Annotated in this window: 18 protein-coding genes and 1 tRNA gene; 8 read left to right on the forward strand and 11 right to left on the reverse strand. The window is 37.4% G+C overall.

Features of this window, described 5'->3' with window-relative positions:
- Positions 1-321 precede the first annotated feature (321 nt).
- The 6 genes from chrA to dnaA form a co-directional block, all read right to left on the reverse strand.
- The gene (chrA, locus tag BBROOKSOX_RS03555; protein ID WP_139659789.1) at positions 322-1632 is read right to left on the reverse strand and encodes a chromate efflux transporter; all 1311 of its coding nucleotides are present in this window, start codon (positions 1630-1632) and stop codon (positions 322-324) included.
- 69 nt (positions 1633-1701) lie between these two features.
- Positions 1702-2589, reverse strand: coding sequence for a phosphoribulokinase (locus BBROOKSOX_RS03560; RefSeq protein ID WP_139659790.1), 888 nt, complete (start codon positions 2587-2589; stop codon positions 1702-1704).
- 12 nt (positions 2590-2601) lie between these two features.
- Positions 2602-5010: a DNA topoisomerase (ATP-hydrolyzing) subunit B gene (gene gyrB / locus BBROOKSOX_RS03565; RefSeq protein ID WP_139659791.1), complete on the reverse strand. Its 2409-nt coding sequence runs from the start codon at positions 5008-5010 to the stop codon at positions 2602-2604.
- Between the two features lie 121 nt (positions 5011-5131).
- Positions 5132-6220, reverse strand: coding sequence for a DNA replication/repair protein RecF (gene recF, locus BBROOKSOX_RS03570; RefSeq protein WP_139659792.1), 1089 nt, complete (start codon positions 6218-6220; stop codon positions 5132-5134).
- Positions 6221-6242: 22 nt separating this feature from the next.
- On the reverse strand, positions 6243-7346 hold the full coding sequence (dnaN, locus tag BBROOKSOX_RS03575; protein ID WP_139659793.1) for a DNA polymerase III subunit beta: 1104 nt from the start codon (positions 7344-7346) through the stop codon (positions 6243-6245).
- A gap of 214 nt (positions 7347-7560) precedes the next feature.
- Positions 7561-8853 (reverse strand): chromosomal replication initiator protein DnaA, encoded by a 1293-nt coding sequence (gene dnaA, locus BBROOKSOX_RS03580; RefSeq protein WP_139659794.1) that lies wholly within the window; start codon positions 8851-8853, stop codon positions 7561-7563.
- Between the two features lie 107 nt (positions 8854-8960).
- Between dnaA and BBROOKSOX_RS03585 the strand changes: the two genes are divergently transcribed.
- The 5 genes from BBROOKSOX_RS03585 to nhaA all read left to right on the forward strand — a co-directional run bounded on the left by BBROOKSOX_RS03585 (position 8961) and on the right by nhaA (position 12282).
- Positions 8961-9476, forward strand: coding sequence for a YqhA family protein (locus BBROOKSOX_RS03585; protein ID WP_139659795.1), 516 nt, complete (start codon positions 8961-8963; stop codon positions 9474-9476).
- Between the two features lie 59 nt (positions 9477-9535).
- Entirely contained in the window at positions 9536-10282 is a 747-nt protein-coding gene (gene tpiA, locus BBROOKSOX_RS03590; RefSeq protein WP_139659796.1) for a triose-phosphate isomerase, read from the forward strand.
- A gap of 5 nt (positions 10283-10287) precedes the next feature.
- Positions 10288-10716: a preprotein translocase subunit SecG gene (gene secG, locus BBROOKSOX_RS03595; protein ID WP_139659797.1), complete on the forward strand. Its 429-nt coding sequence runs from the start codon at positions 10288-10290 to the stop codon at positions 10714-10716.
- A 38-nt stretch (positions 10717-10754) separates the two neighbouring features.
- A tRNA-Leu gene (locus BBROOKSOX_RS03600) sits at positions 10755-10840 on the forward strand.
- A 104-nt stretch (positions 10841-10944) separates the two neighbouring features.
- A complete protein-coding gene (gene nhaA / locus BBROOKSOX_RS03605; protein WP_139659798.1) occupies positions 10945-12282 on the forward strand; it encodes a Na+/H+ antiporter NhaA in 1338 nt (445 codons plus the stop codon).
- Positions 12283-12296: 14 nt separating this feature from the next.
- Here the strand turns inward: nhaA and folA are convergent, their stop codons facing one another.
- Positions 12297-12791 carry a type 3 dihydrofolate reductase gene (gene folA, locus BBROOKSOX_RS03610; RefSeq protein WP_139659799.1) on the reverse strand — a complete coding sequence of 165 codons (495 nt, stop codon included), beginning with the start codon at positions 12789-12791 and terminating at the stop codon, positions 12297-12299.
- A 24-nt stretch (positions 12792-12815) separates the two neighbouring features.
- On the opposite strand from folA, the gene BBROOKSOX_RS03615 reads away from it, so the two are divergent.
- Positions 12816-13442, forward strand: a complete 627-nt coding sequence (locus BBROOKSOX_RS03615) for a Maf family protein (RefSeq protein WP_180323835.1) — start codon at positions 12816-12818, stop codon at positions 13440-13442.
- 10 nt (positions 13443-13452) lie between these two features.
- Positions 13453-16887: a transcription-repair coupling factor gene (mfd, locus tag BBROOKSOX_RS03620; RefSeq protein ID WP_139659800.1), complete on the forward strand. Its 3435-nt coding sequence runs from the start codon at positions 13453-13455 to the stop codon at positions 16885-16887.
- Positions 16888-16938: 51 nt separating this feature from the next.
- On the opposite strand, the gene BBROOKSOX_RS03625 is transcribed toward mfd, so the two are convergent.
- The 4 genes from BBROOKSOX_RS03625 to BBROOKSOX_RS03640 all read right to left on the reverse strand — a co-directional run bounded on the left by BBROOKSOX_RS03625 (position 16939) and on the right by BBROOKSOX_RS03640 (position 19227).
- The gene (locus BBROOKSOX_RS03625; protein ID WP_139659801.1) at positions 16939-17352 is read right to left on the reverse strand and encodes a c-type cytochrome; all 414 of its coding nucleotides are present in this window, start codon (positions 17350-17352) and stop codon (positions 16939-16941) included.
- A 98-nt stretch (positions 17353-17450) separates the two neighbouring features.
- The gene (locus BBROOKSOX_RS03630; RefSeq protein WP_306821330.1) at positions 17451-17630 is read right to left on the reverse strand and encodes a DUF2442 domain-containing protein; all 180 of its coding nucleotides are present in this window, start codon (positions 17628-17630) and stop codon (positions 17451-17453) included.
- On the reverse strand, positions 17623-18267 hold the full coding sequence (locus BBROOKSOX_RS03635) for a DUF4328 domain-containing protein (protein ID WP_257607753.1): 645 nt from the start codon (positions 18265-18267) through the stop codon (positions 17623-17625). The genes BBROOKSOX_RS03630 and BBROOKSOX_RS03635 overlap by 8 nt, the downstream gene beginning before the upstream one ends.
- Before the next feature lie 441 nt (positions 18268-18708).
- The gene (locus BBROOKSOX_RS03640) at positions 18709-19227 is read right to left on the reverse strand and encodes a helix-turn-helix domain-containing protein (protein WP_139659803.1); all 519 of its coding nucleotides are present in this window, start codon (positions 19225-19227) and stop codon (positions 18709-18711) included.
- Positions 19228-19541: 314 nt separating this feature from the next.
- On the opposite strand from BBROOKSOX_RS03640, the gene BBROOKSOX_RS03645 reads away from it, so the two are divergent.
- Positions 19542-21976: hypothetical protein (locus tag BBROOKSOX_RS03645; RefSeq protein ID WP_139659804.1), on the forward strand; the 2435-nt coding region annotated here is incomplete at its 3' end.

The following is a 21976-nucleotide window of genomic DNA, read 5'->3' on the forward strand; positions in this document are numbered from 1 at the left end:
AGACTGTCCAATTAATAGTGTTGGCTAGTTGTATTAAAGGGTCTTTGACATCTAATTGAGAAAAGAGCTCTGAATGAAAAAGATTTGATTGGGTGGATATTGGGCTGGATTTAGTTAACATTTTTTTAAGAAAAACGACCAAGAAATAAGAGCTATTTTAGCAAAAGTTGGTTTATTTGCCTGTGGTTATTGTTAGTTTTATTGTTATAAATCAATTTGTTGTGTGGTTTTTAAGGGTTGACTACATACTTGTTTTTTACTTTCATGACGATACTTTAACAGGTTTTTAAACATGCTTAAGTTGTCATGACCCTATTTTATTTAACCAAAATAACCAATGCTCAACCCTATTGCTCCACTCAGAAAAATCACACTCATAATACCAACTTTAAAGCGGAATAATGCAATAAATGCAGTGATAGTGATAGCGGTAGCTATCCAGTCAATTTGGTTATTTTTATAGAGTGTAGCAAGGGCAAAAAATAGCGCTAAATTCACAATCACGCCCACAACAGCCGCTGTTACTGCGGATAATGGTGCACTGAATTTTAAATCCCCACGCGTGGCTTCAACCCCTGACCCGCCTAAGAAGATAAACAAAAATGAGGGTAAGAAAGTAAAAAAAGTAGCCACAGATGCACCGGCAAAGCCTGCCATTAGCATTGAATCTGTGCCAAAAACTTCTTTTACAGTTGCGCCCACAAAGCCCACAAATGCCACCACCATAATCAGCGGACCTGGGGTGGTTTCCCCCAAAGCCAAGCCATCCATCATCTGTACGCTACTCAACCAACCATATTGCTCAACACCACCTTGGTAAATATAAGGCAACACTGCATAAGCACCGCCAAAAGTAACAAGTGCAGCCTTAGTAAAGAACTCAGCCATATCATGCAAGACTTTGTTATCCAAAAAATTCATCACTGCAATGCCAAGCACAACACCGACCACAGCAAAACCAATTAAACGCGACAACTTAAATTTAGCGTGCTCAGGAACAGGTGTATTGTCATCAATCAGTGCTGGACCGTAACTGCTTTTATCCTTGTCATGATGCTTGCCCACCTTAAAAGTATCGGGTAAAAATTTTGCACCCATATAGCCAATTAAGGCAGCACTTAGAACAATATAAGGGAAAGGCACCTTCAATACAAAAATTGCAACAAATGCAAGCACTGCAAGCACCTTTAAAATATTGTTTGATAGGGCTCTAGAGCCAATACGATAAGCAGCGAACAAAACAATCGCCGTCACTGCAGGCTTAATACCGTACAAAACGCCTGCCACCGCACTCACATTACCATAACTCAGATATATCCATGTTAATGTGCTCAATATAAACAAAGAGGGTAAGACAAACAGCACACCAGCTACAATTCCACCACGAACACCAAACATTAGCCAGCCAATATAAGTGGCAAGTTGTTGTGCTTCGGGGCCTGGTAATATCATGGTGTAGTTCAGCGCATGTAAAAAACGATGCTCAGAAATCCAACGACGCTTCTCTACCAGTTCTTGGTGCATCATTGAAATTTGCCCTGCAGGTCCACCAAAACTGATAAAACCTAACTTTAACCAATAGATGAAAAATTGAATAAAACTAGGTTTTAAAGGGGCTTGTGCTGTCTTCATTTTATGACTTTCTTTTAAATAAAAAACCCCAGCCAAACGACTAGGGTCTTTTAACCGTTATGGGTTTAATTACTTGTTACCAATCAAATCATGAATAATGGGATACAAAATAATCTCCATCGCTAAACCCATCTTATTGCCTGGCACTACAATCGTATTGCGTCTAGACATAAATGAACCTTCAATCATACTTTTGACAGTTGGAAAATCAACTGGTGTTTTATTTAAATCTTTAAAACGAATCACCACAAGAGACTCATCTGGCGTAGGAATATCACGAGTAATAAAAGGATTAGAAGTATCAACAGTGGCAATACGCTGAAAATTGATATCTGTTTGAGAAAATTGCGGTGTGATGTAATTGATATAATCAGGCATTCTACGCAAAATTGTATCAACCGTATCTTCTGCTGAATAACCACGCTCAGCATTATCACGGCTAATCTTTTGAATCCATTCAAGATTAACGCTTGGAACAACACCAATTTTTAAGTCTCCGTATTGTGCCATATTAACACCATCGGCAACAACTGCACCATGTAGACCTTCATAAAATAATAAATCTGTGCCAGCGCCAACTTTTTCCCAAGGGGTAAATTCACCAGGGTTAAGGTTTGAATTTAGCCTTGCATTATGCTCAACAGCTTCTTCATCAGAGTGAATATAATAGCGGCGATCACACTGACCTGTTGTGCCATAGTCTTTAAAGGTTTTCTCAATCTTATCAAACTCATTTGCATCTGGACCGAAGTGCGATAAGTTCTTATTGCCTTGTGCTTCTGCTGCTGCTACTGCTTTTTTCATTGCAACGCGGTCATACTTGTGGTAACTGTCGCCTTCAACGATTAATGGCGTAATACCCTCTTTATTAAAAATGTGCTCAAATGCACGCTTCACAAAAGTTGTACCGGCACCTGATGAGCCGGTTACTACTACTACAGGATTTTTTTTTGACATAGGTTCCTCCGTTTAAAAATCTAAATTATCGACAGAAAGTGCGTTATCTTCAATGAAGTTTCTACGCGGCTCTACCTCGTCGCCCATTAAAGTAGAAAATACTTCATCTGCTACAATAGCATCTTCAATCTTAACCTTTAATAAAATTCTATTTTCTGGGTTCATTGTGGTTTCCCATAATTGTTCTGGATTCATCTCACCTAAACCCTTGTAACGCTGAAAACTTTGACCTTTCTTGGCATCATTCATTAAAAAGGTAATCACTTCTGTGAAGTTTTTTACCTTGATGGTTTTTTCTTTTTTCTTAACGAAAGATTCCTCGGAAATTATACTTTCAATCTCTTGTGCAAACTTTTTAATACTTGTGTAATCTGCTGAAGCAAAAAATGATTCTCCAAGATTATCCACATCTGTATCTACACCATACGCTGATAAGGTATGTTCAATTTCATTAGTGGCTGAATTAAAAACAACAGTGTGTTTTTGTGCTGGCGATAAGTCTTGCGATAAAATTTGCTCTAATTGCTTAATCCAAGCACTTACTTTGTTTGTATCTTTTAAATCTTTTAATGGACTTGTTTTGGCAATAGCTCGTAATAGCGCGGCATTAATTTTCTTTGATAGACGCTCAATAATGCTGTCTATTTCATAGTAATCTTTTACTGCAGTTTCTAAGGCAATACCCGAAATTGCTGGCGCTTGTACATTGGTAAATAAGTTTGCATCATTCACCGCCTCTTGTAATAAATAATTATTAAGCTCTTGGTCATCTTTCAAATATTGCTCTTGTTTACCTTTTTTGATTTTATACAAAGGCGGTTGTGCAATATATAGATAGCCATTTTCAATCAGTTCAGGTAAATAACGATAAAAGAAAGTTAACAACAAAGTTCGAATGTGCGCACCGTCAACATCAGCATCTGTCATAATCACAATCTTGTGGTAGCGTAATTTTTCAATATTGTATTCTTCTTTACCGATACCACAACCCAGTGCTGTAATTAAAGTACCAACTTCAGCAGAACCCAACATTTTTTCAAAACGCGCTTTTTCAACATTGAGGATTTTACCCTTGAGCGGTAAAATTGCCTGAGTGCGACGGTCACGACCTTGTTTGGCAGAACCACCCGCTGAATCACCCTCTACTAAAAAAATTTCACTCTCAGCGGGGTCTTTGGTTTGACAATCGCTCAATTTTCCCGGTAAACCGGCAATATCAAGCGCACCCTTACGACGGGTCATCTCTCTGGCTTTTCGCGCTGCATCACGAGCACGCGAAGCCTCTAAAATCTTACCAACAATGATTTTTGCTTCATTTGGGTTTTCTAATAGGTATTCACCCAATTTTTCATTCAGTGCTGATTCAACGGGTGCACGCACTTCACTTGACACCAATTTATCTTTGGTTTGTGATGAAAACTTAGGATCTGGCACTTTAACTGAAACAATAGCAGTTAAACCTTCTCGTGTATCTTCACCAGTAATTGCGGCTTTTTCTTTTTTTGCCATGCCTGAATTATCAATATAATTATTCAGTGTTCGTGTCAGTGCACCTCTAAAACCTGCCAAGTGAGCACCGCCATCACGCTGAGGGATATTATTGGTAAAACAGTAAATACTTTCTTGATAAGCATCACTCCACTGCAAAGCAACATCAATTTGAATATTATCGCGTTCAGCTGAGATAGTGATAATATCATTATGAATTGGATTTTTAGATTTGTTAAGGTGTGCAACAAAAGCAGTAATACCACCTTCATATTTAAATATGTCTTTACGACCTGTTGCAATCTCTTCAATTTCAATATGAACGCCTGAATTTAGAAATGATAACTCACGCACACGATTGGCTAAGATGTCGTATTTAAATTCAGTAATCGCAAAAACCTCAGGACTGGGTTTAAAGTGAATAGTTGACCCAGTAGCCTCTGTTTTACCTGTAACTGCCATGGGTGCATTTGGCACACCTAAAGTATAATGTTGTTCGTGAATTTCACCTGCACGATATACGGTTAAGTGTACAGTTTCAGATAGGGCGTTTACAACAGAAACACCCACACCATGTAAACCACCAGATACCTTATACGAATTATCATCAAACTTACCGCCTGCATGCAATATTGTCATAATAACTTCAGCTGCACTTATACCTTCTTCAGGGTGAATATCAGTTGGAATACCACGGCCATTATCAGCGACAGATACTGATTGGTCTTCATGGATGATAATATTAATTTTTGAACAATGCCCGGCTAACGCCTCATCAATAGCGTTATCAACTACCTCAAACACCATATGGTGCAAACCTGTACCGTCATCAGTATCACCAATGTACATTCCTGGGCGTTTTCTAACCGCATCAAGACCTTTTAAAACTTTAATATTAGAGGCTTGATATTCTTGTGTTTGTTCTTCAGACATAGATGCTCGAAAAAAATAATTAATTATACCACGAGAAACCTAAAAATAAGCCTTTTGGCTGTGTTTTTATTTAAACTATTGTGTGGCTTGAATGTGTTTATTTTAAAGGGCTATATTAAAATCAATCACTTGGCTTAATCGCACCATTTTTAATTTGAAATACCATAGGATTGATTTGATTAATTGTCGATAAATTATGACCAATATCTGTTATAAAAGTCTGCATTTTTAAGGTTTTTAAATAACGCAAAATACTGTTAATTTTTTCCTCATCTAATTCAGACGATAAATCATCAATTAGGACAATCGGCTTTATCTTAAGGTTGGATAACAAAACAACTTGGGTTAGCCAAAAAATAATAGATAAAGTCTTTTGTTCACCCCTTGAAAGAAAACACTCACTTTTATCATTAAATGAAAAATTAATATTGGCTTTATGAGGGCCATAATTTAAATGTTTAACACGCAATAATAAAGATTTATTTTTATTTAAATATTGATAAATACTTTGTTCATCGATTTCATTAACTTCTTTTGGCCAACCAGAAGAAAACTGATAATCAAATTCACCTAATGAATCAATTAACGATTCCAATTCTTTTGTTTGGTCAGATAATGCAGTTTGTTTAAGTTGTTGTAAATAATCCAAACGATTCTTGCTGATAATAGCAGCAGTTTTTGCCAGCTCTAAAAACCAAAAATCTAATTCATTGGTTTGGTTGTTAGTCAATAAAGTGTTAATACTTTTTAGTATCTTATGATAGTTTTTAAAGATTTTAGAAATTTCTGGTTTCACGTGAAACACTCCCCAATCTAAATAAGAGCGTTTGTTTTTAGGTGTACCATTAACAATAAACCCTTTATCTGGAGTGATAATTTGAATGGGTAATATTTGACTTAATTGTGAAGTGTTGGTAATTCTTTGCTGATTAATACTAATGATATTTTTGATTTTTGATTTTTCAAGTCTTATTCTATTCTCATCAATTTCTGCATCTAATTGAAATTTATCAGTGTTAAAACTAATAACTTCTTTAAAGGTTTTTGTTTTAAACGAACGATTATGGCCCAAGTAATAAATTGCCTCTATTAGATTGGTTTTTCCTTGTGCATTACCACCTATAAACAAATTTATATGTTCACAAGGTGTAATATATTGAGCGGTTAGATTGCGAAATTGATGGATAGATAATTTATTGATAATAGCCACAATAAAGATCTAAATCAATCAATTAGATTTTCATTGGCATAACAACATATTGATACCTTTCATCACCAATACTACTTAATAGACAAGATTGAGAATTTTCACTAGGTAAAACCATGTTAATTTCGTCAGTGGTTAAAATTTCTAAAACACTAATTAAATAATTAATATTAAAAGCAATATCTGTTTCTTTATTAAAATTTTTAACAGTAACTCTGGCTTTAGCTTGACCTCGTTCTGAATGAGAAAATATATTAATTTGACTGTCTTTAAATGCTAATTTAACACCTTTGGTACGCTCTTCAACAAAAATTGAAGCTTGTTGTAGATTGTCTAAAAATTCCTGACGATTAATAATGGCTGTATTTTCATAATTAGTTGGGATTACTTGTGCATAATTAGGAAAATTACCATCAATTAAACGACTCACTACCGTTACATTATCAGTTTTTAAATGAAAGTAATTTTCTGAAAGATGTATATCAATATTTGCATCACCGTCTTTTTCTAAAATTTTGTTGAGTTCTGATACTGCTTTTCTTGGCAAAATAACGGTTTTTTGACTGGCTAGATTGTTATTTTGTTTAATTTCACCAATTGATAGACGATGACCATCTGTTGCAACGACGATAATATTGTCTTTATTCACTTCAAAATATAAACCATTTAGATAAGCACGAATATCTTGGTTACCCATTGAGAAGGATGTTTTTTTAATCAGTTCTTTTAAAACAGTACGATTGATATTAACAGTTTCGCTATCAATGATTTTTGGTGATTCTGGAAAATCTTGCGTATTAAAGGTATTAAGCTCAAATGAATTATTATTGGTTTTTATATAAATCTTAGATTCTTCAATAATAAATTCGATAATTGTTTCTTCTTTTAATTTACGAATAATATCAATTAGATCTTTTGCATAAATTGTAAAACTTACCTCTTCTTGGGTTTGAACTTTTTTTGATGCATGAAGTTCAATTTCCATATCAGTGGTAGTTAGTGTTAGCTCACTATCTTTTAATTGAATGAGTACATGTGAAAGAATAGGTAATGTTGGTTTATTTTCAACAACACCAATAACTGTTTGTAAAGGTTCTAGTAATTCGCCTACTGTAAGTTGTATATTCATAAGTTAATTTTCTTAATTAAATAGTATTATTATTATTAGGAGTGTATTTTTTTGTTGAAAACATGTTATTTTCTTTTAAAAACAGTAAATTAAGTTGTTGATAATTTAGTAGTTATTTTATGTAAAAACTCAGTGCTATGTTTACAAAATGCAATAATTTATTAAGTTGTTAAAATTATCAACAGTTTGTTGGAAAAGTTATTGTGGATAATGTTTATAAGTTGGCTAATTTTAATTTAATGACTGCATAATTACTTTTTGTTTCAGCCTCTTCAACCTTTAATTTAATTTTTTTAATAGCATGTAAAACTGTGGAATGGTCTCGATTTCCAAAATGTTTTCCAATGTTTGCCAATGATAAATTTGTAAGTTCATGTGCTATAAAAATTGCCATTTGTCGAGCTAAAACCGTATGTTGTTTTCGGCTTTTTGAGCTTAGATCCGATATAGTAATGCCGTAGTGTCTGGCAACTTCTTTTTGTATATCGTTAATATCAACATCCACAGCCTGTGGTTTAATCAAATCTCCTAGAGCGGTATCGATAACTTCTTTGGTAATAATAAGATTAGGTAGTTTAGAAAAATCAATGAATGCTTTAAGTTTTAACAAGGCACCTTCTAAATCGCGTACATTTGAATCTATATTGCCTGCAATATAAAGTGCCATATCTTCGGTAAGTTCAATATTGATTTTTTCATTATGTGCCTTTTTAAGCAAAATAGCAGCACGCATTTCTAATTCTGGTGGTTTTAAAAGTAGGTTTAAGCCTTGAGAAAATCTTGTTTTTAAGCGCTCCTCTAAAGACTTAATATTTTTTGGTGGTTGGTCACAAGTGAATATAATTTGTTTTTTTGTACTAAATAAAAAATTAAAAATATGAAAAAATTCTTCTTGAGATTTTTCCTTGCCCGCAATTAAGTGAATATCATCCACCAATAACAAGTCAGCAGATTGGTAATAAGATTTAATATTTTCAATAGTGTTGTGGCGAAGACTGGTGGTAATGTTTCTAACAAAATCCATTAATGGCATATAAATAATTTTGGCTTTAGGGTCTTTTTCTTTTACCAGGTGTCCTGCAGCTTGCATTAAATGCGTTTTCCCCAACCCTGATCCACCATACACAATGCAAGGATTGTAAGGAGAGTTTTTAAGATTTTCTGCGATTTGTTGAATAGCGCCGTAGGCTATTTGATTGGCGTTACCTAAAACCAAATTTTCAAAAGTATAGTCATCTAGAAGAGGTGTTGTATGTTGCTTTTTTGCCTGTGGTTGACCCACAACACCGATTAAAATCTTCAGGCTTTTATCGTGCTGTGCAATCACATCTTTAATTTTTTGTTTTAGGTTTTTTTTAAGATAACTTACTGCTGAATCGTTAGGTGCCAATATTGTTAAAGTGCCGTTTTTTTCTTGTGCTTTTAGCGGCTTAATCCAGACACTGAATTGCCCTACTGGTACAGTACCTTTTAAAGTTTCTAAACATTTTTTCCAGGTTTTTGACATACAGCATCTGAGTGAGCACAATAAAAGATTATTTTAGTCGTGTTTTTGTTTCATTAAAACAAATAATGATATACTTAAAATTTTGTCTTTTGAGTCGGGGTTAATATATGAAATTTACTGAAAAGTATTTTGAAAAGTTTTTGTGGAATTCGCGTTTTATGGTGCTTGCAGCTGTGCTTTCCTCATTGTTGTTGTCACTGGTGTTGTTTGTGATTACGGCTATTGATGTTGGTTCATTGTTTATGCATGCAGGTGAGTATTTAGACGCAACGATTGAAGCCAGAAAAATATTAAAAATTGAAATGGTTGCCCACACCGTGGGTTCTATCGATGGATTTTTATTGGCAACCATTTTATTGATATTTGCGCTAGGTTTATACGAGTTGTTTATTAGTGATATTGATGAGGCTCAAAACAGTAGTTGCTCGAAAGTCTTGGAGATTAATTCGCTTGATGATTTGAAATCAAAGCTTTCCAAAGTTATTTTAATGATTTTAGTGGTAACTTTTTTTGAGGTTTCTTTGTCAATGACTTTTGCAAGTGCACTAGATTTGGTGTATTTTTCACTGGGTATTTTAATGGTTTCTTTGGCGCTTTATTTTGGCTCAAAATCTACGCACTGATTGATTTTTGTGCCCAATTAGAGTAACATTGCTCAATTTCTATAATTAGACAAGTATTTATGCGCCAAACAATCGTAGCAGGTAACTGGAAAATGAACGCCTCAAAAGAAACAGTCAATACATTAGTGTTGGGCGTTCTTGAAGGTATGCCGGATATTAAATCAGAAGTTATTGTCTGTGTGCCTTACCCTTACTTGTGTCAGGTTGAGACTTTAACAATACACTCACAACTAAAGATGGGCGCACAAAACCTAAATGTTAATGCTTCAGGTGCTTTTACAGGTGAAGTGAGTTCAGATATGCTTAAAGACTTTGGTGCTGAGTATGTCATTGTTGGACATTCAGAGCGTAGAAGCCTATACGGCGAGAGTGATGAGATGGTTGCTGAAAAAGTACAAGTTGCACTGGACAATGGACTGACACCCCTATTTTGTATTGGTGAATTACTAGAAGAAAGAGAAGCCGGCAACACAGAAACCGTGGTGGCAAGACAAATTAACGCTGTGATTAAGCGTGTTGGCATTGAGGCTTTCAAAAACATTATTATTGCTTACGAACCAGTTTGGGCGATTGGCACAGGCGTTACTGCAACACCACAACAGGCGCAAGACACACATGCCTATATTCGTGAGCTTTTGGCACAAAGTGATGCGGATATAGCGCAATCAACACCTATTCTGTATGGTGGCAGTATGAATCCTAGTAATGCAGACGAGTTAATTGCCTGTGAAGATATTGACGGTGGCTTGATTGGCGGGGCATCATTAAAGCCCCATGATTTTTTACAAATTTGCAAGGCGGGGTAATTATTATGTCATTTCAAATTGTTTTAATTATTCATATGTTGTTGGCATTTGGTTTGATCGCGCTTATCTTAATGCAACATGGCAAGGGTGCTGATGCTGGTGCTGCTTTTGGTGCTGGCGCTTCAGGCTCGGTTTTCGGTGCACGCGGTGCCAACTCATTCATGTATAAATTAACTGCCAGTATTGCTGTTGGTTTTTTTATCACCAGTTTGACTTTGGCCTATCTTGCGACACCAGCAAGTACAGAGAAAAAATCTGAAAGTGTGATGGACCAAGTGGTTATTGACCTAGTACCGTCTGATGTACCGACAGTTGACGCTAAAACAAACGATGTATTGTCAACTGATGTACCAACAATTGACAGTAAAACAAATGATATATTGTCAACTGATGTACCAACAATTGACAGCAAAACAAATGACACTTCTAAATAGTCCAACTTTGTAAGTTGAACTAAACATTAACTATTTTTGCCGACGTGGTGGAATTGGTAGACACGCTACCTTGAGGGGGTAGTGAGCTACGCTCGTGCGAGTTCGACTCTCGCCGTCGGCACCATTTTGTTTCATTGTTATATTTTTAATACCTTTTAGAGGCTCTGCTGAGCTGTATTGATGATAGTGATATAATCTTAAAATGATTGAAAAACAATAGGATTGACAATGAAGTTATACGCACCATGGGAAAAAGCCTTTAAAAAGGTTTCAACACCCTTTGAACATTTCTTACATGCACAAACAACCACAGGTGTTGTTTTGATGTTTATGACGGTGTTGGCATTGATACTTGCTAATTCTCCCTTGGCTGAGGCTTATGCGTCTTTTTTCCATACGGAAATAGCCTTTAATGTCGGCAACTGGAAGTTGTCACACACCATTCACCATTGGATTAACGATGGCTTAATGGCTATTTTCTTTTTTATTATCGGGCTGGAGATAAAAAGAGAAATATTAGCAGGGGAATTGTCAAATATTAAGGTGGCTATTTTGCCTATTTTAGCTGCTATTGGTGGTATGGTTTTTCCGGCATTAATATTTTTCAGCATAAATGCTGGCACAGACAGTGTTAATGGCTGGGGTGTGCCAATGGCAACAGACATCGCATTTGCAATTAGTGCCTTGGTGTTATTGGGTAAAAGAGTGCCGATAGCACTGGTTACATTTTTAGTGGCATTAGCTATTGTGGATGATTTAGGTGCTGTGTTGGTAATCGCTGTCTTTTATACCGATCAAATATACTTGCTGCCTTTGGTGATGGCGGGTATGTCATTTTTAATCTTGGTTGCATTAAACAGATTTGGCATACATGCTGTTTTGCCGTATTTTGCGGTTTCCATATTTATGTGGTTTTTTATGCTTGAATCTGGTGTACACGCAACTATCGCAGGCGTTATTGGGGCTTTAGCAATTCCTTCAAAGCCAAAACAGGCACCGTTAAGTTTTGTCAAGCATACAAAAAAATTATTAAACGAATATGAAAAATATCCGTTGTGTGTTGATTATGGTCTACATGAAAAACAAAAGGCTATTTTAGTCAATATCACCGATAGAATTAGCGATATAGGGACTCCAGCTGGTAGATTAGAGCATAGTCTGCATCTGCCGATTGCCTTAATCATCATCCCTTTATTTGCACTTGCGAATGCAGGTATTGCCATTGATTTTGATCTCATTGCTGATACCATTATGCAGCCCATATCAATAGGAATTATTGCAGGACTTGTCGTTGGAAAGGTACTGGGTATTTTTGGCGTTGCATGGGCGGCTGTTAAACTTAAAATAGCCGTCCTGCCTCAAGGTAGTAGCATGAGTCAAATATTTGGTGTTTCTTTTTTAGGGGGTATTGGATTCACCATGTCTATTTTTGTAGCGGATTTGGCGTTTTCAGGCAACTCTGATTTTATATTTCAAGCAAAAATTGGCATTTTAACCGCATCATTATTTGCAGGACTGTTTGGGTATTTTTGGCTTAGATATGTTGCTAAAAATAGCAACCCTTAAGGGGTTGTTAAACATTAAAAGCACTGTTTTCTATCTAAAATAGTGAAGTGATAGGTGTGTGGGTTTCTCTCATCTGGCGTGTGGGACTCTCTAAAAGTTTCAACAAAATCATCTTGGTTAAACTCAGGAAAGTGAGCGTCACCTTCAAATTCACCTTCAATTTGGGTGATGTAGAGCCTATCAATGCTTGGTAGCATTTGTTCATAGAAGGATGCACCCCCCATTATCATTACTTCATCATCATCTTCTGCCAACGCCAATGCATCGTCAATGCTGCTAACCACTTCACAGCCTTTGGCTTGAAAGCTGGTATTGTGACTGACTATTATATTACGACGCTTGGGTAGCGGAAAGCCAATAGAATCATAGGTTTTGCGCCCCATTAGCACGGTTTTTCCAGTGGTGGTTTTTTTAAAATACGCTAAATCAGCGGGCAAGCGCCAAGGCAAAGTATTGTCTTTACCAATCAGCTGATTGTCATCCATTGCCACAATAATAGATAATTTCATAGGGAAAGTTTCAAATAAAGTAAAATGGCTATTTTACAAACACTTTTATTGCTCGTGCCATTAATTCTCGCCTCTTCGTCACCTTTTAGAAAAGAACTGCTTCATAAGTTAGACCTGGACTTTGATATTGTATCGCCAGATATTGACGAATCTAGAAAAGCCCATGAAACACCCGAACAGTTGGTGCTTAGATTGGCGCAAGAAAAAGCATTTGAGGTGGCAAAAACCCGCAGTGGACTTATTATTGCCTCAGACCAAGTCGCAACGCTCGGTGATGAGATTCTAACCAAGCCACACAGCCATGAAAATGCCGTTAAACAACTTGAGAAAAGTTCTGGAAACACAGTCACACTCCTGACAAGTCTATCGCTGTTAAATACAAATAGTGATACAATAGACACAATTGTTGAGAAATCTAAAGTTGTGTTTAAAGTCTTGAGCGCCAAGAAAATTGAAAATTACCTGCAAAAAGAAAAGCCGTATAACTGTGCAGGTAGTTTTAAATCTGAAGCCTTGGGCATTAGTTTGTTTGAGCGCATAGAAGGCAACGACCCTAATGCGCTGATTGGTTTGCCACTGATTCAACTTATCAAAATGTTAGAAAAACAGGGTGTTGATGTTTTGAGTCAAAGCACTGATTTAAAAGACTAGCGCCTTTTGTATGCAACATCTTTACTCTCAAGGAGCAACCCCTTTTAAGTCTGGACAAAAATTCCATTGGGGTTCGCTCTACGGTAGCGCACAAGCTTTAGCACTGGTTGAATTTGCTAAAACGCAAGACCGTGTTATTTTGGTGGTGGCAAATGATATCAGTCATTTTGATCAATGGTTTAAATCACTGCATTTTTATAATACGGGTTTAGAGATTCTTAGATTTGATAATTGGGAAGTGTTGGCTTTTGACCATTTTTCCCCGCACCCAGACATTACTTCAAGTCGGCTCAACACCCTATCGAAACTACCCAAGCTTAAACGCGGTATTGTCATTACCACATTAGAATCGTTAACACAGCAATTATGTCCGTTAGAGTTTAGCGAAGCGTATAGTTTTAGTTTGAAAGTTGGCGCCACACTAGAGTTGCAAGCTTTCGTTCAACGCTTACTTAAAATTGGTTACAACCGAGTGATGAAGGTAATGGAGCATGGCGAGTTTAGTGTGAAAGGCTCGTTGATAGATATCTATCCGATGGGTGCAAAGCTGCCGTGTCGCTTGGATTTGTTTGACCAAGAAATTGAATCTATTCGCCTGTTTGATGTTTCAACACAGCGCTCTACTGAAACAACACAAGCAGTTTCTTTATTGCCCGCTAGAGAGTTTGCCACTGATAAAAATAGCATTGAGGTTTTTAAAGAAAACTACCAAAAGACTTTTGACAACACGGGCGGCTTTATTTTTGATGAAGTGGGCGAATCACGCCTACCAAGCGGCATTGAGTTTTATCTTTCGTTGTTTTTTACACACACCAATACCTTGTTTGACTATCTGCCAAGTGAGAGCATTATCGCGACTAGCGAAGGTTTTAGCGCACTTGTAGATCTAAGTTATGATGAGGTTAACAACCGACACCAAAAAGCCAGTGAGAATTTTGACAGACTACCGTTGCCTATTGAACAAGTTTTTATTGAGAAACAGCAATTGTTTAGTCAAATCAAACAACGACAACAATTGTTGATTGGCAGTTCAAAAAATGAAGAAAAATTAGGTCACTTGAATTTTGCCAGTCAGTTGTTACCCTCACTTAATATTAACGCACAAAATAAAGTACCACTCAATAAATTCCTTATTTTTGAGAAAAAATTCAGTGGCAAAATTTTGATTGTTTGTGAATCCGAAGGGCGAAAAAGCGTGCTGAGTGACTTGCTTATCAGCCACGAACTCAAGCCGAACCCAGTTGAGGATTGGCAAGATTTTCTCAGCAGTGATAAAAAACTTTGTATCACCAATGATAAGCTTAGTGGGGGCTTGTTAACCCAAGATATTGCCGTTATCACCGAAGTCAATTTGTTCGGCGCTGATGTGGTCAAACAGCAAAGGCGCAGGCGCGCTAAACACAAGGATTTTGATGAGGCGATTAAGTCTTTAGTGGAAATCCAGATCGGCGACCCAATTGTGCATGAAAGCTACGGTGTGGGGCGGTATTTAGGATTAAAAACACAAACTTTTGACGGCTTAACGCAAGATTTTTTAATGTTGGAATATGCCAAAGGCTCAAAATTAATGGTGCCAATGACTTCGCTAAATTTGATTTCTCGTTATTCTGGCACATCACCAGAGAGTGCCCCTCTACACAAACTCGGTACCAACCAATGGACCAAAGCCAAGCAAAAAGCACATGAGGCTTTGTATGATGTTGCTGCCGAATTATTAGAAATCTATGCCAAACGCCAGTCGCAAAGGGGCTTTGCTTTTCCTGCGCCAAGTGATGCTTACGGCTCTTTTGTTGCCAGTTTTCCTTTTGAGGAAACCCCTGACCAGCTCAAAACCATGGGCGAAGTATTGGCGGATATGCAATCACATAAGCCCATGGATAGGTTGGTGTGTGGCGATGTGGGCTTTGGTAAAACTGAGATCGCTATGCGCGCTGCCTTCTTAGCAGTTGAATCTGGCAAGCAAGTGGCCATTTTGGTGCCGACCACATTACTTGCCAACCAGCACTATGCCTCTTTCCAAGATAGGTTTATTAACCACCCTGTTGAAATCAAAGCCCTGTCACGCTTTCAAAGCACTAAAGAGCAAACGCAAATCAAGCAAAAACTACTTGACGGCACTTGTGATATCGTCATCGGCACCCACAAACTGATTCAAGGTAGCATCAAATATAAACAACTGGGCTTGGTAATTATTGATGAAGAGCACCGATTTGGCGTTAAGCAAAAAGAATCACTGAAAAAAATGCGTGGACGCAGCGATATTCTCACCATGACTGCCACCCCAATTCCACGCACACTGAATATGGCGCTTGGTTCGCTCAGAGAATTGTCAATTATTGCCACACCGCCGCAAGGGCGTAGTGCGATTCAAACCTTTGTTAAAGAGTGGGATGATGATACGATTAAAGAGGCTTGCTCTCGAGAAATGCATCGCGGTGGTCAAATATTTGTTTTACACAACGATATTGACAGCATTGACAACATGGCAGAAAGCCTCAAATCATTGATGAAAAATGCACACATTCGTATCGCTCATGGGCAAATGCCGACCCGTGAATTAGAACAGATTATGAGCGATTTTTACCACGGTCGTTTTCAGATTTTAGTTTGCACCACCATCATTGAAACGGGTATTGATATTCCAAATGCCAATACCATTATTATTAACAATGCACAAAACTTTGGTTTGGCGCAATTGCACCAGTTGCGTGGGCGAGTCGGCAGGTCACACCATAGAGCCTATGCTTATTTAGTCATCAAATCACACCAATCCCTGAGTAACAATGCTAGAAAACGCCTAGAAGCAGTTGAGTCTTTGGAAGAGTTGGGTGCTGGATTTATGCTTGCGAATCATGACTTAGAAATTCGCGGTGCAGGTGATTTGCTCGGCGACAACCAATCAGGCAAGATTAGCGAAATTGGCTTTAACCTTTATCACGATCTATTGAAACGCACCGTTGATGCTATGCGCGTGGGCAAAAAAATCAACATAAACGACCCCATTAATCATGCAGTTGACATTGATACAGGCATCCCTTGTATCATCCCTGACACCTATCTTGGCGATGTGCATGAGCGTCTTGTTTTATATAAACGCATCGCCAACGGCAAAGACAACGACGAACTCAAAGACTTGACTATTGAGATGATTGATCGTTTTGGTTTACTGCCAGATGCCACTAAAAACTTATTTGCTGCCACCCAACTTAAACTTTCCTGTGAAAAAATTGGCATTGATAAAGTTTCAATCTATGACGACAAAGCCCACATTGTTTTTTCAGACAAAGTCAACATTGAGCCGATAAAAATTATTAACTTAGTGCAAACACAACCCAAGCGTTATCAGCTCAAAGGGCAAAACCAACTCATCTTTAAGCAAGAAATGCCTGATAATATCGAGCGAATTGAGTTGATTGAAAGTTTGCTAAAAACTTTAGAAGCCTAACGCCTGAATTTAGCAGTGGGTTGGGATGATTTGATATAAAGTATAGAGGCTTTATTTAGCTTTGTTCTGCCCATGTTTTTCTTCATAATGTTTTTTATACCATGTTGGTAATGTAGATTTTTTATCATACAGAAATTCAGCTACTTTTCTAACCTCTTCTTGTTTATAGGGTAATTTAGGCATTAATCCAAATTTCTTTATTGCTCCTCGCATTAGAGATACATCTTTATCAGGGTATTCCACCCAATCAATAATTTGTTGCACGAAGTCTTCTCTTTGCGGATACGCAGATTTCACATGTTTAATTACTGCAAATATAGGCGGAGCAACTTTGGTTATTCCTTTGTTTGGATTGATTGTATGACAACTAAGGCACAGTGTATTGAATAATTCTTTACCACTTTCTTCGGCTAAAGTAACATTTGTGCATAATAATATCCCTGTTAATAAAATAGATGTTTTCATGGTTTGTATTATGTTGTTTGTGGAAACTTTTGTTAGGTGTTTGCTGTTAATGGAAAATCTTTAGGATGTTCAATCATTGTTTCAGTTAAATCTATATCTTACCAGTAAAAATGATCTTCAGAGAGTTCCTTCACATTTGTAATTGCATTAACAGTTTGATTTTTAAACCAAGGAAAGTCTTCATAAGGCATAAATAATTCTTTATTATGTGTCAAAAGCCATACACCAAAATTTGACACATGACTAACTTCAACGGCTAAAGTGCTTTTTTCATTCATTGATAAACTCATCTGCCTTGTTAACTTTTTTATGAAGATTTTTAAGTTGAGCAAGGTATATTTTGTTTATTAAGATTAATGTAACAATGGCAAGTGAAATAGAAAACAATTCTGATGCTTGGTCTACCACATTTAGTATTATGAGTTCGTTAAGCCCCTCTGCGTTCATTGAAAATCGAAAAGATATGTTAGCAATTACACTCGATACAATCCAAAAAAACCACCACCGCCTCAAATCTGAGCTTGTTGCCACATTCGTCCAGTCAGTTGGTGCATGGCTGGCTTTCCAGATCTCTCTCATTGCTTGATACGGCTTCCAAAGATTGAAAATTGGAATAAAATACCAACCTACAGACCAACCTGGAGTGAACTTCATGCCACTTGCGCCGAGTTGGCGTGCATTGTAATTTGCACGATATATCCACTTTAATATTAAGAAACCTGAAATGATAAACACTATAATATAAGCAAGACTTATTAGTTGTTGTCGTTGATCATTCGTTTCACCATCTGCAATAGCTTTTTCTTGAGATGTATACACACCGTTCTGATAATCAGAAAGCAGTTGATACTCCATGAAGTTAGACGCTATAGCAACAGTAACGACAACTATTTGTATGTACAAAAAATATTTCACCCACTTTGTAAGTGTGTCGAAATTTTTAAATCCTTCAGTCGTTTGACCCATGTCCACCCCCCTTTTTTGTAGCTAACCGCCTTGCTCAGTTGTAAATTTTCCGTTTGATTGATTATATCGCATTTATCTGTTTTTGCAAAGACGACGAGAATTTTTTGATATCTTCGATCGCCTGAAAAAAATCTTGAGCATTCAGTTTAATTGGCTCTCTATCTTTCGTATAACCATTTCTATGTACAATATCATGGCGTAACGATGTTATTTTGGAGACTTTAGAAATATCGAGTTGTAGCTCTACACCTAAAACCTGTTCATAAATTTTCTTTACTTTAGGTATCAACAGTGCTGCTTATGGAGATATATACCAATGGGGTAGAGGTGATGACGGGCATGAATCTAGGGGTTCAGTCGTAGGCTGAAACAAGGCGGTTGATGGCAGTGCTAACGCCACTTACTATTGAGCGGGTACGCCAGTCTAAGTTTGGATATTCTCTCATCTAGCGTTACAATGGTGCCTGTATGAGCTTTACCAATAATCGTATCAGCTTCCCAGTGTCCAAATACCTCACGATTATTAACCGCTTCAGGACGCTGGTCGATATCAACACGATTAGGTATGTCTGTGCGGTTATGTGCGTAGCCATAACGCTTCCTATAAGACCTGCCTTTAAGCCAGCCACAAACCTGTTCAGGCAACCAATCAAGATTTAAGCAGTTGTCAATTAAATGCTTACACTCAATAGTTAATTTTACCAATCTACTTTTGGCTTGATGTCTTTGCTGTGCAAAGCCATCTGCTTGATTGTATCTGTATCCTCGTTTACCGGTATTATGCTTAATCTCTTTGATAATTGTAGAATGACTGCGATTGAGATGTTGTGCTATTTTGTTCTTTGACATGCCTTGTTTGATCCCAATAGCGATATAATGCCTCTCTTCAGAGGTTAAGTGCTTGTACATAGTGTTCAGCTTCGTTTAAGCAAATCAATCATTATAGATTGAGTAACCTCTGATCTTTATTTAAAGGCTCGGTGTGGTTTGCTTTTGGCTTGTCTTAAAGGCCAAGCAAAATACACTGTTGCTGATTAAACTTAGTTATGCACTTTATTGATGCGAATTTATATGCTACAATAATTGCGTTTGTTTTGAAAGTGGGCGAGAGCATTGAGAGAGAAAGAATTTTTCTGATGAAGTAATGACTCAGGTTAAAGGCTAATCTTTTTTTGCTTCGTCTTTTTTATTTTGATCGGTATTAATTATTAGGAGTATTTTTCATGAAAACTATTAAACTGTTTGTTATTAGCATGCTGTTGTTATCATCGTTTCAGGCATTTTCTTTTATTAACGATGACCCATTTTTAAGACTATTTTATATTACCACGGGTGATGTTTCTACGCCTGAAAACACAGACAAGGTGATTGAGCTTGCCACTAACAAAGGCGATTATGCAGATATAACTGATTATACTATTACGGGTGATGCATATGCCAATTGGCATATGTTTACTTTAAGAGGTAATAAATTAACTTTCAAAGCCACGGCTTTTAAAGCCGGAAGTAATACTTACCGTATTAAGATTAAAGCCGTCACATGGATGGTTATTCCCAAGCATCCCATCGGTTTTGTTTCCCCCGATCCCGTCAAGTTTGCGACTGAAAAAACCCTCACTGTAACCGTAACCAAAAATCCTGATGACGATGAAGCACTTCGTATTACCACGGCTGATGTTTCTACGCCTGAAAACACAGACAAGGTGATTACACTTATCACTAACAAGAGCGATACAAATTTATTCAAAAACATGATAACAACTTTTGATATTGTGGGTGGTGCAGATGCCGAGAGGTTTACTTTAAAAAAAGGTAATAAATTAACCTTCAAAGCCACGGCCTTTAAAGCCCGAAATAATACTTATCGTGTTAATATCAGAGTCCTTCAGAGGCGCTTTGACCGGGGGTTCGAAGGGAACCTTCCCGAGACGGCTTACAAAACCCTTACTGTAACCGTAACCAAAAATCCTGATGACGATGGGGCGCTTCGTATTACCACGGCTGCTGATGTTTCTACGCCTGAAAACACAGACAAGGTAATCACGCTTATCACTAACAAGAGTGATACAAATGTATTCAAAAACATGCTAACAATTTTTACTATTGTGGATGGTGCAGATGCCAAGAGGTTTACTTTAAAAAAAGGTAATAAATTAACTTTCAAAGCCACGGCTTTTAAAGCCCAAAGTAATACTTATCGTGTTAAGATCAAAGTCTTTCAGGAGCGCTTCGACCGGGGGTTTAGCCCGTGGGCCTTTCCCCCTTCCGAGACGGCTTATAAAACCCTTACTGTAACCGTAACCAAGACTAACACGGGCGGTAATCCTGATGACGATGGGGAATTTTATATTACCACGGCTGATATTTCTTTTGTGCCTGAAAACACAGACAAGCTGATTTGGCTTACTACTAACAACATAGGCAATGCATATTTTACTATTATAGATGGTGCAGATACAGATGCCAGTAAGTTTAGTGTAGCAGGTAATGCATTAGTTTTCAAAGCCACGGCTTTTGCAGCCCGAAGTGATGCGACTTATCGTGTTAAAATCAAAGCCATTACACTGACTTTTGACTCCCCCGCCCGCCGCATTGAGACTGAAAAAATCCTCGCTGTAACTGTTCTAAAAGGTTTGTATATTATCACGACCAATGTTTCTACACCTGAAAACACAGACAAGGTGATTTGGCTTACCACTAACAAAAGCGGGGTAAATTTTACTATGATAGAAGGCGCAGATGCTAATAAGTTTACTTTAGCAGGTAATGAATTAACCTTCAAAGCCACGGCTTTTGAAGCCCGAAGTGATGCCACTTATCGTGTTAAGATCAAAGCCACTAGGGGCAATGAGACGACTAATAGGGACGATGAGACGACTGAAAAAACCCTTACTGTAACCGTAATTAATCCTAACACGGGTGATAATCCTGATAACGATGGGGCACTTCGTATTACCACGGCTGATGTTTCTACGCCTGAAAACACAGACAAGGTGATGACGCTTATCACTAACAAGAGCGATACAAATTTATTCAAAAACATGATAACAACTTTTGATATTGTGGGTGGTGCAGATGCCGAGAGGTTTACTTTAAAAAAAGGTAATAAATTAACTTTCAAAGCCACGGCTTTCAAAGCCCGAAATAATACTTATCGTGTCAATATCAGAGTCCTTCAGAAGCGCTTCGACCGAGGGTTCGAATCGAACCCTCCCGAGACGGCTTACAAAACCCTTGTTGTAACCGTAACCGAGGTTATAGAGAAAAAAGGTAATATCGAAGAGTTGATAATGGAAGACGATAATGCCAAAGTGACCGCCCAAGCCGTGCGTAAAGAAAGCAAATCTGCCAGTAAACTCTTACTCTCTAAAGTTGGAAAAACATTGATGGGGCGCCTATCGCATATTCGTCATAAAAACAAGCAAAAGAGCAGTTTTAGTGCCAATGGTTTTGTGAATGGCATTCAGGTTAGTTTTGCCGATAGTCAAACCAACAGCTTTATCAATCGTGTGCTCAGTGCCAACGGGCTGAGTAATGTCATCCCCATCTCCAGTCGTAAGGTTGAGCGTTGGGATACTTGGACGAATGCCAAAGTGGTGATTGGTAAAAGCAACGGAGCAGGTGCAAATAAGACTGAGTTTAATCTTAAATCCCTTAA

It is taken from the genome of bacterium endosymbiont of Bathymodiolus sp. 5 South, assembly GCF_900128535.1.
GTDB lineage: Bacteria > Pseudomonadota > Gammaproteobacteria > PS1 > Pseudothioglobaceae > Thiodubiliella.

What these genes read in the sequence shown, in the direction of transcription:
- chrA (WP_139659789.1), bottom strand. Translation starts at nt 1,632, where the DNA reads ATGAAGACAGCACAAGCCCCTTTAAAACCTAGTTTTATTCAATTTTTC.
- BBROOKSOX_RS03560 (WP_139659790.1), bottom strand. Translation starts at nt 2,589, where the DNA reads ATGTCAAAAAAAAATCCTGTAGTAGTAGTAACCGGCTCATCAGGTGCC.
- gyrB (WP_139659791.1), bottom strand. Translation starts at nt 5,010, where the DNA reads ATGTCTGAAGAACAAACACAAGAATATCAAGCCTCTAATATTAAAGTT.
- dnaN (WP_139659793.1), bottom strand. Translation starts at nt 7,346, where the DNA reads ATGAATATACAACTTACAGTAGGCGAATTACTAGAACCTTTACAAACA.
- dnaA (WP_139659794.1), bottom strand. Translation starts at nt 8,853, where the DNA reads ATGTCAAAAACCTGGAAAAAATGTTTAGAAACTTTAAAAGGTACTGTA.
- BBROOKSOX_RS03585 (WP_139659795.1), top strand. Translation starts at nt 8,961, where the DNA reads ATGAAATTTACTGAAAAGTATTTTGAAAAGTTTTTGTGGAATTCGCGT.
- tpiA (WP_139659796.1), top strand. Translation starts at nt 9,536, where the DNA reads ATGCGCCAAACAATCGTAGCAGGTAACTGGAAAATGAACGCCTCAAAA.
- secG (WP_139659797.1), top strand. Translation starts at nt 10,288, where the DNA reads ATGTCATTTCAAATTGTTTTAATTATTCATATGTTGTTGGCATTTGGT.
- nhaA (WP_139659798.1), top strand. Translation starts at nt 10,945, where the DNA reads ATGAAGTTATACGCACCATGGGAAAAAGCCTTTAAAAAGGTTTCAACA.
- folA (WP_139659799.1), bottom strand. Translation starts at nt 12,791, where the DNA reads ATGAAATTATCTATTATTGTGGCAATGGATGACAATCAGCTGATTGGT.
- BBROOKSOX_RS03615 (WP_180323835.1), top strand. Translation starts at nt 12,816, where the DNA reads ATGGCTATTTTACAAACACTTTTATTGCTCGTGCCATTAATTCTCGCC.
- mfd (WP_139659800.1), top strand. Translation starts at nt 13,453, where the DNA reads ATGCAACATCTTTACTCTCAAGGAGCAACCCCTTTTAAGTCTGGACAA.
- BBROOKSOX_RS03625 (WP_139659801.1), bottom strand. Translation starts at nt 17,352, where the DNA reads ATGAAAACATCTATTTTATTAACAGGGATATTATTATGCACAAATGTT.
- BBROOKSOX_RS03630 (WP_306821330.1), bottom strand. Translation starts at nt 17,630, where the DNA reads ATGAATGAAAAAAGCACTTTAGCCGTTGAAGTTAGTCATGTGTCAAAT.
- BBROOKSOX_RS03640 (WP_139659803.1), bottom strand. Translation starts at nt 19,227, where the DNA reads ATGTACAAGCACTTAACCTCTGAAGAGAGGCATTATATCGCTATTGGG.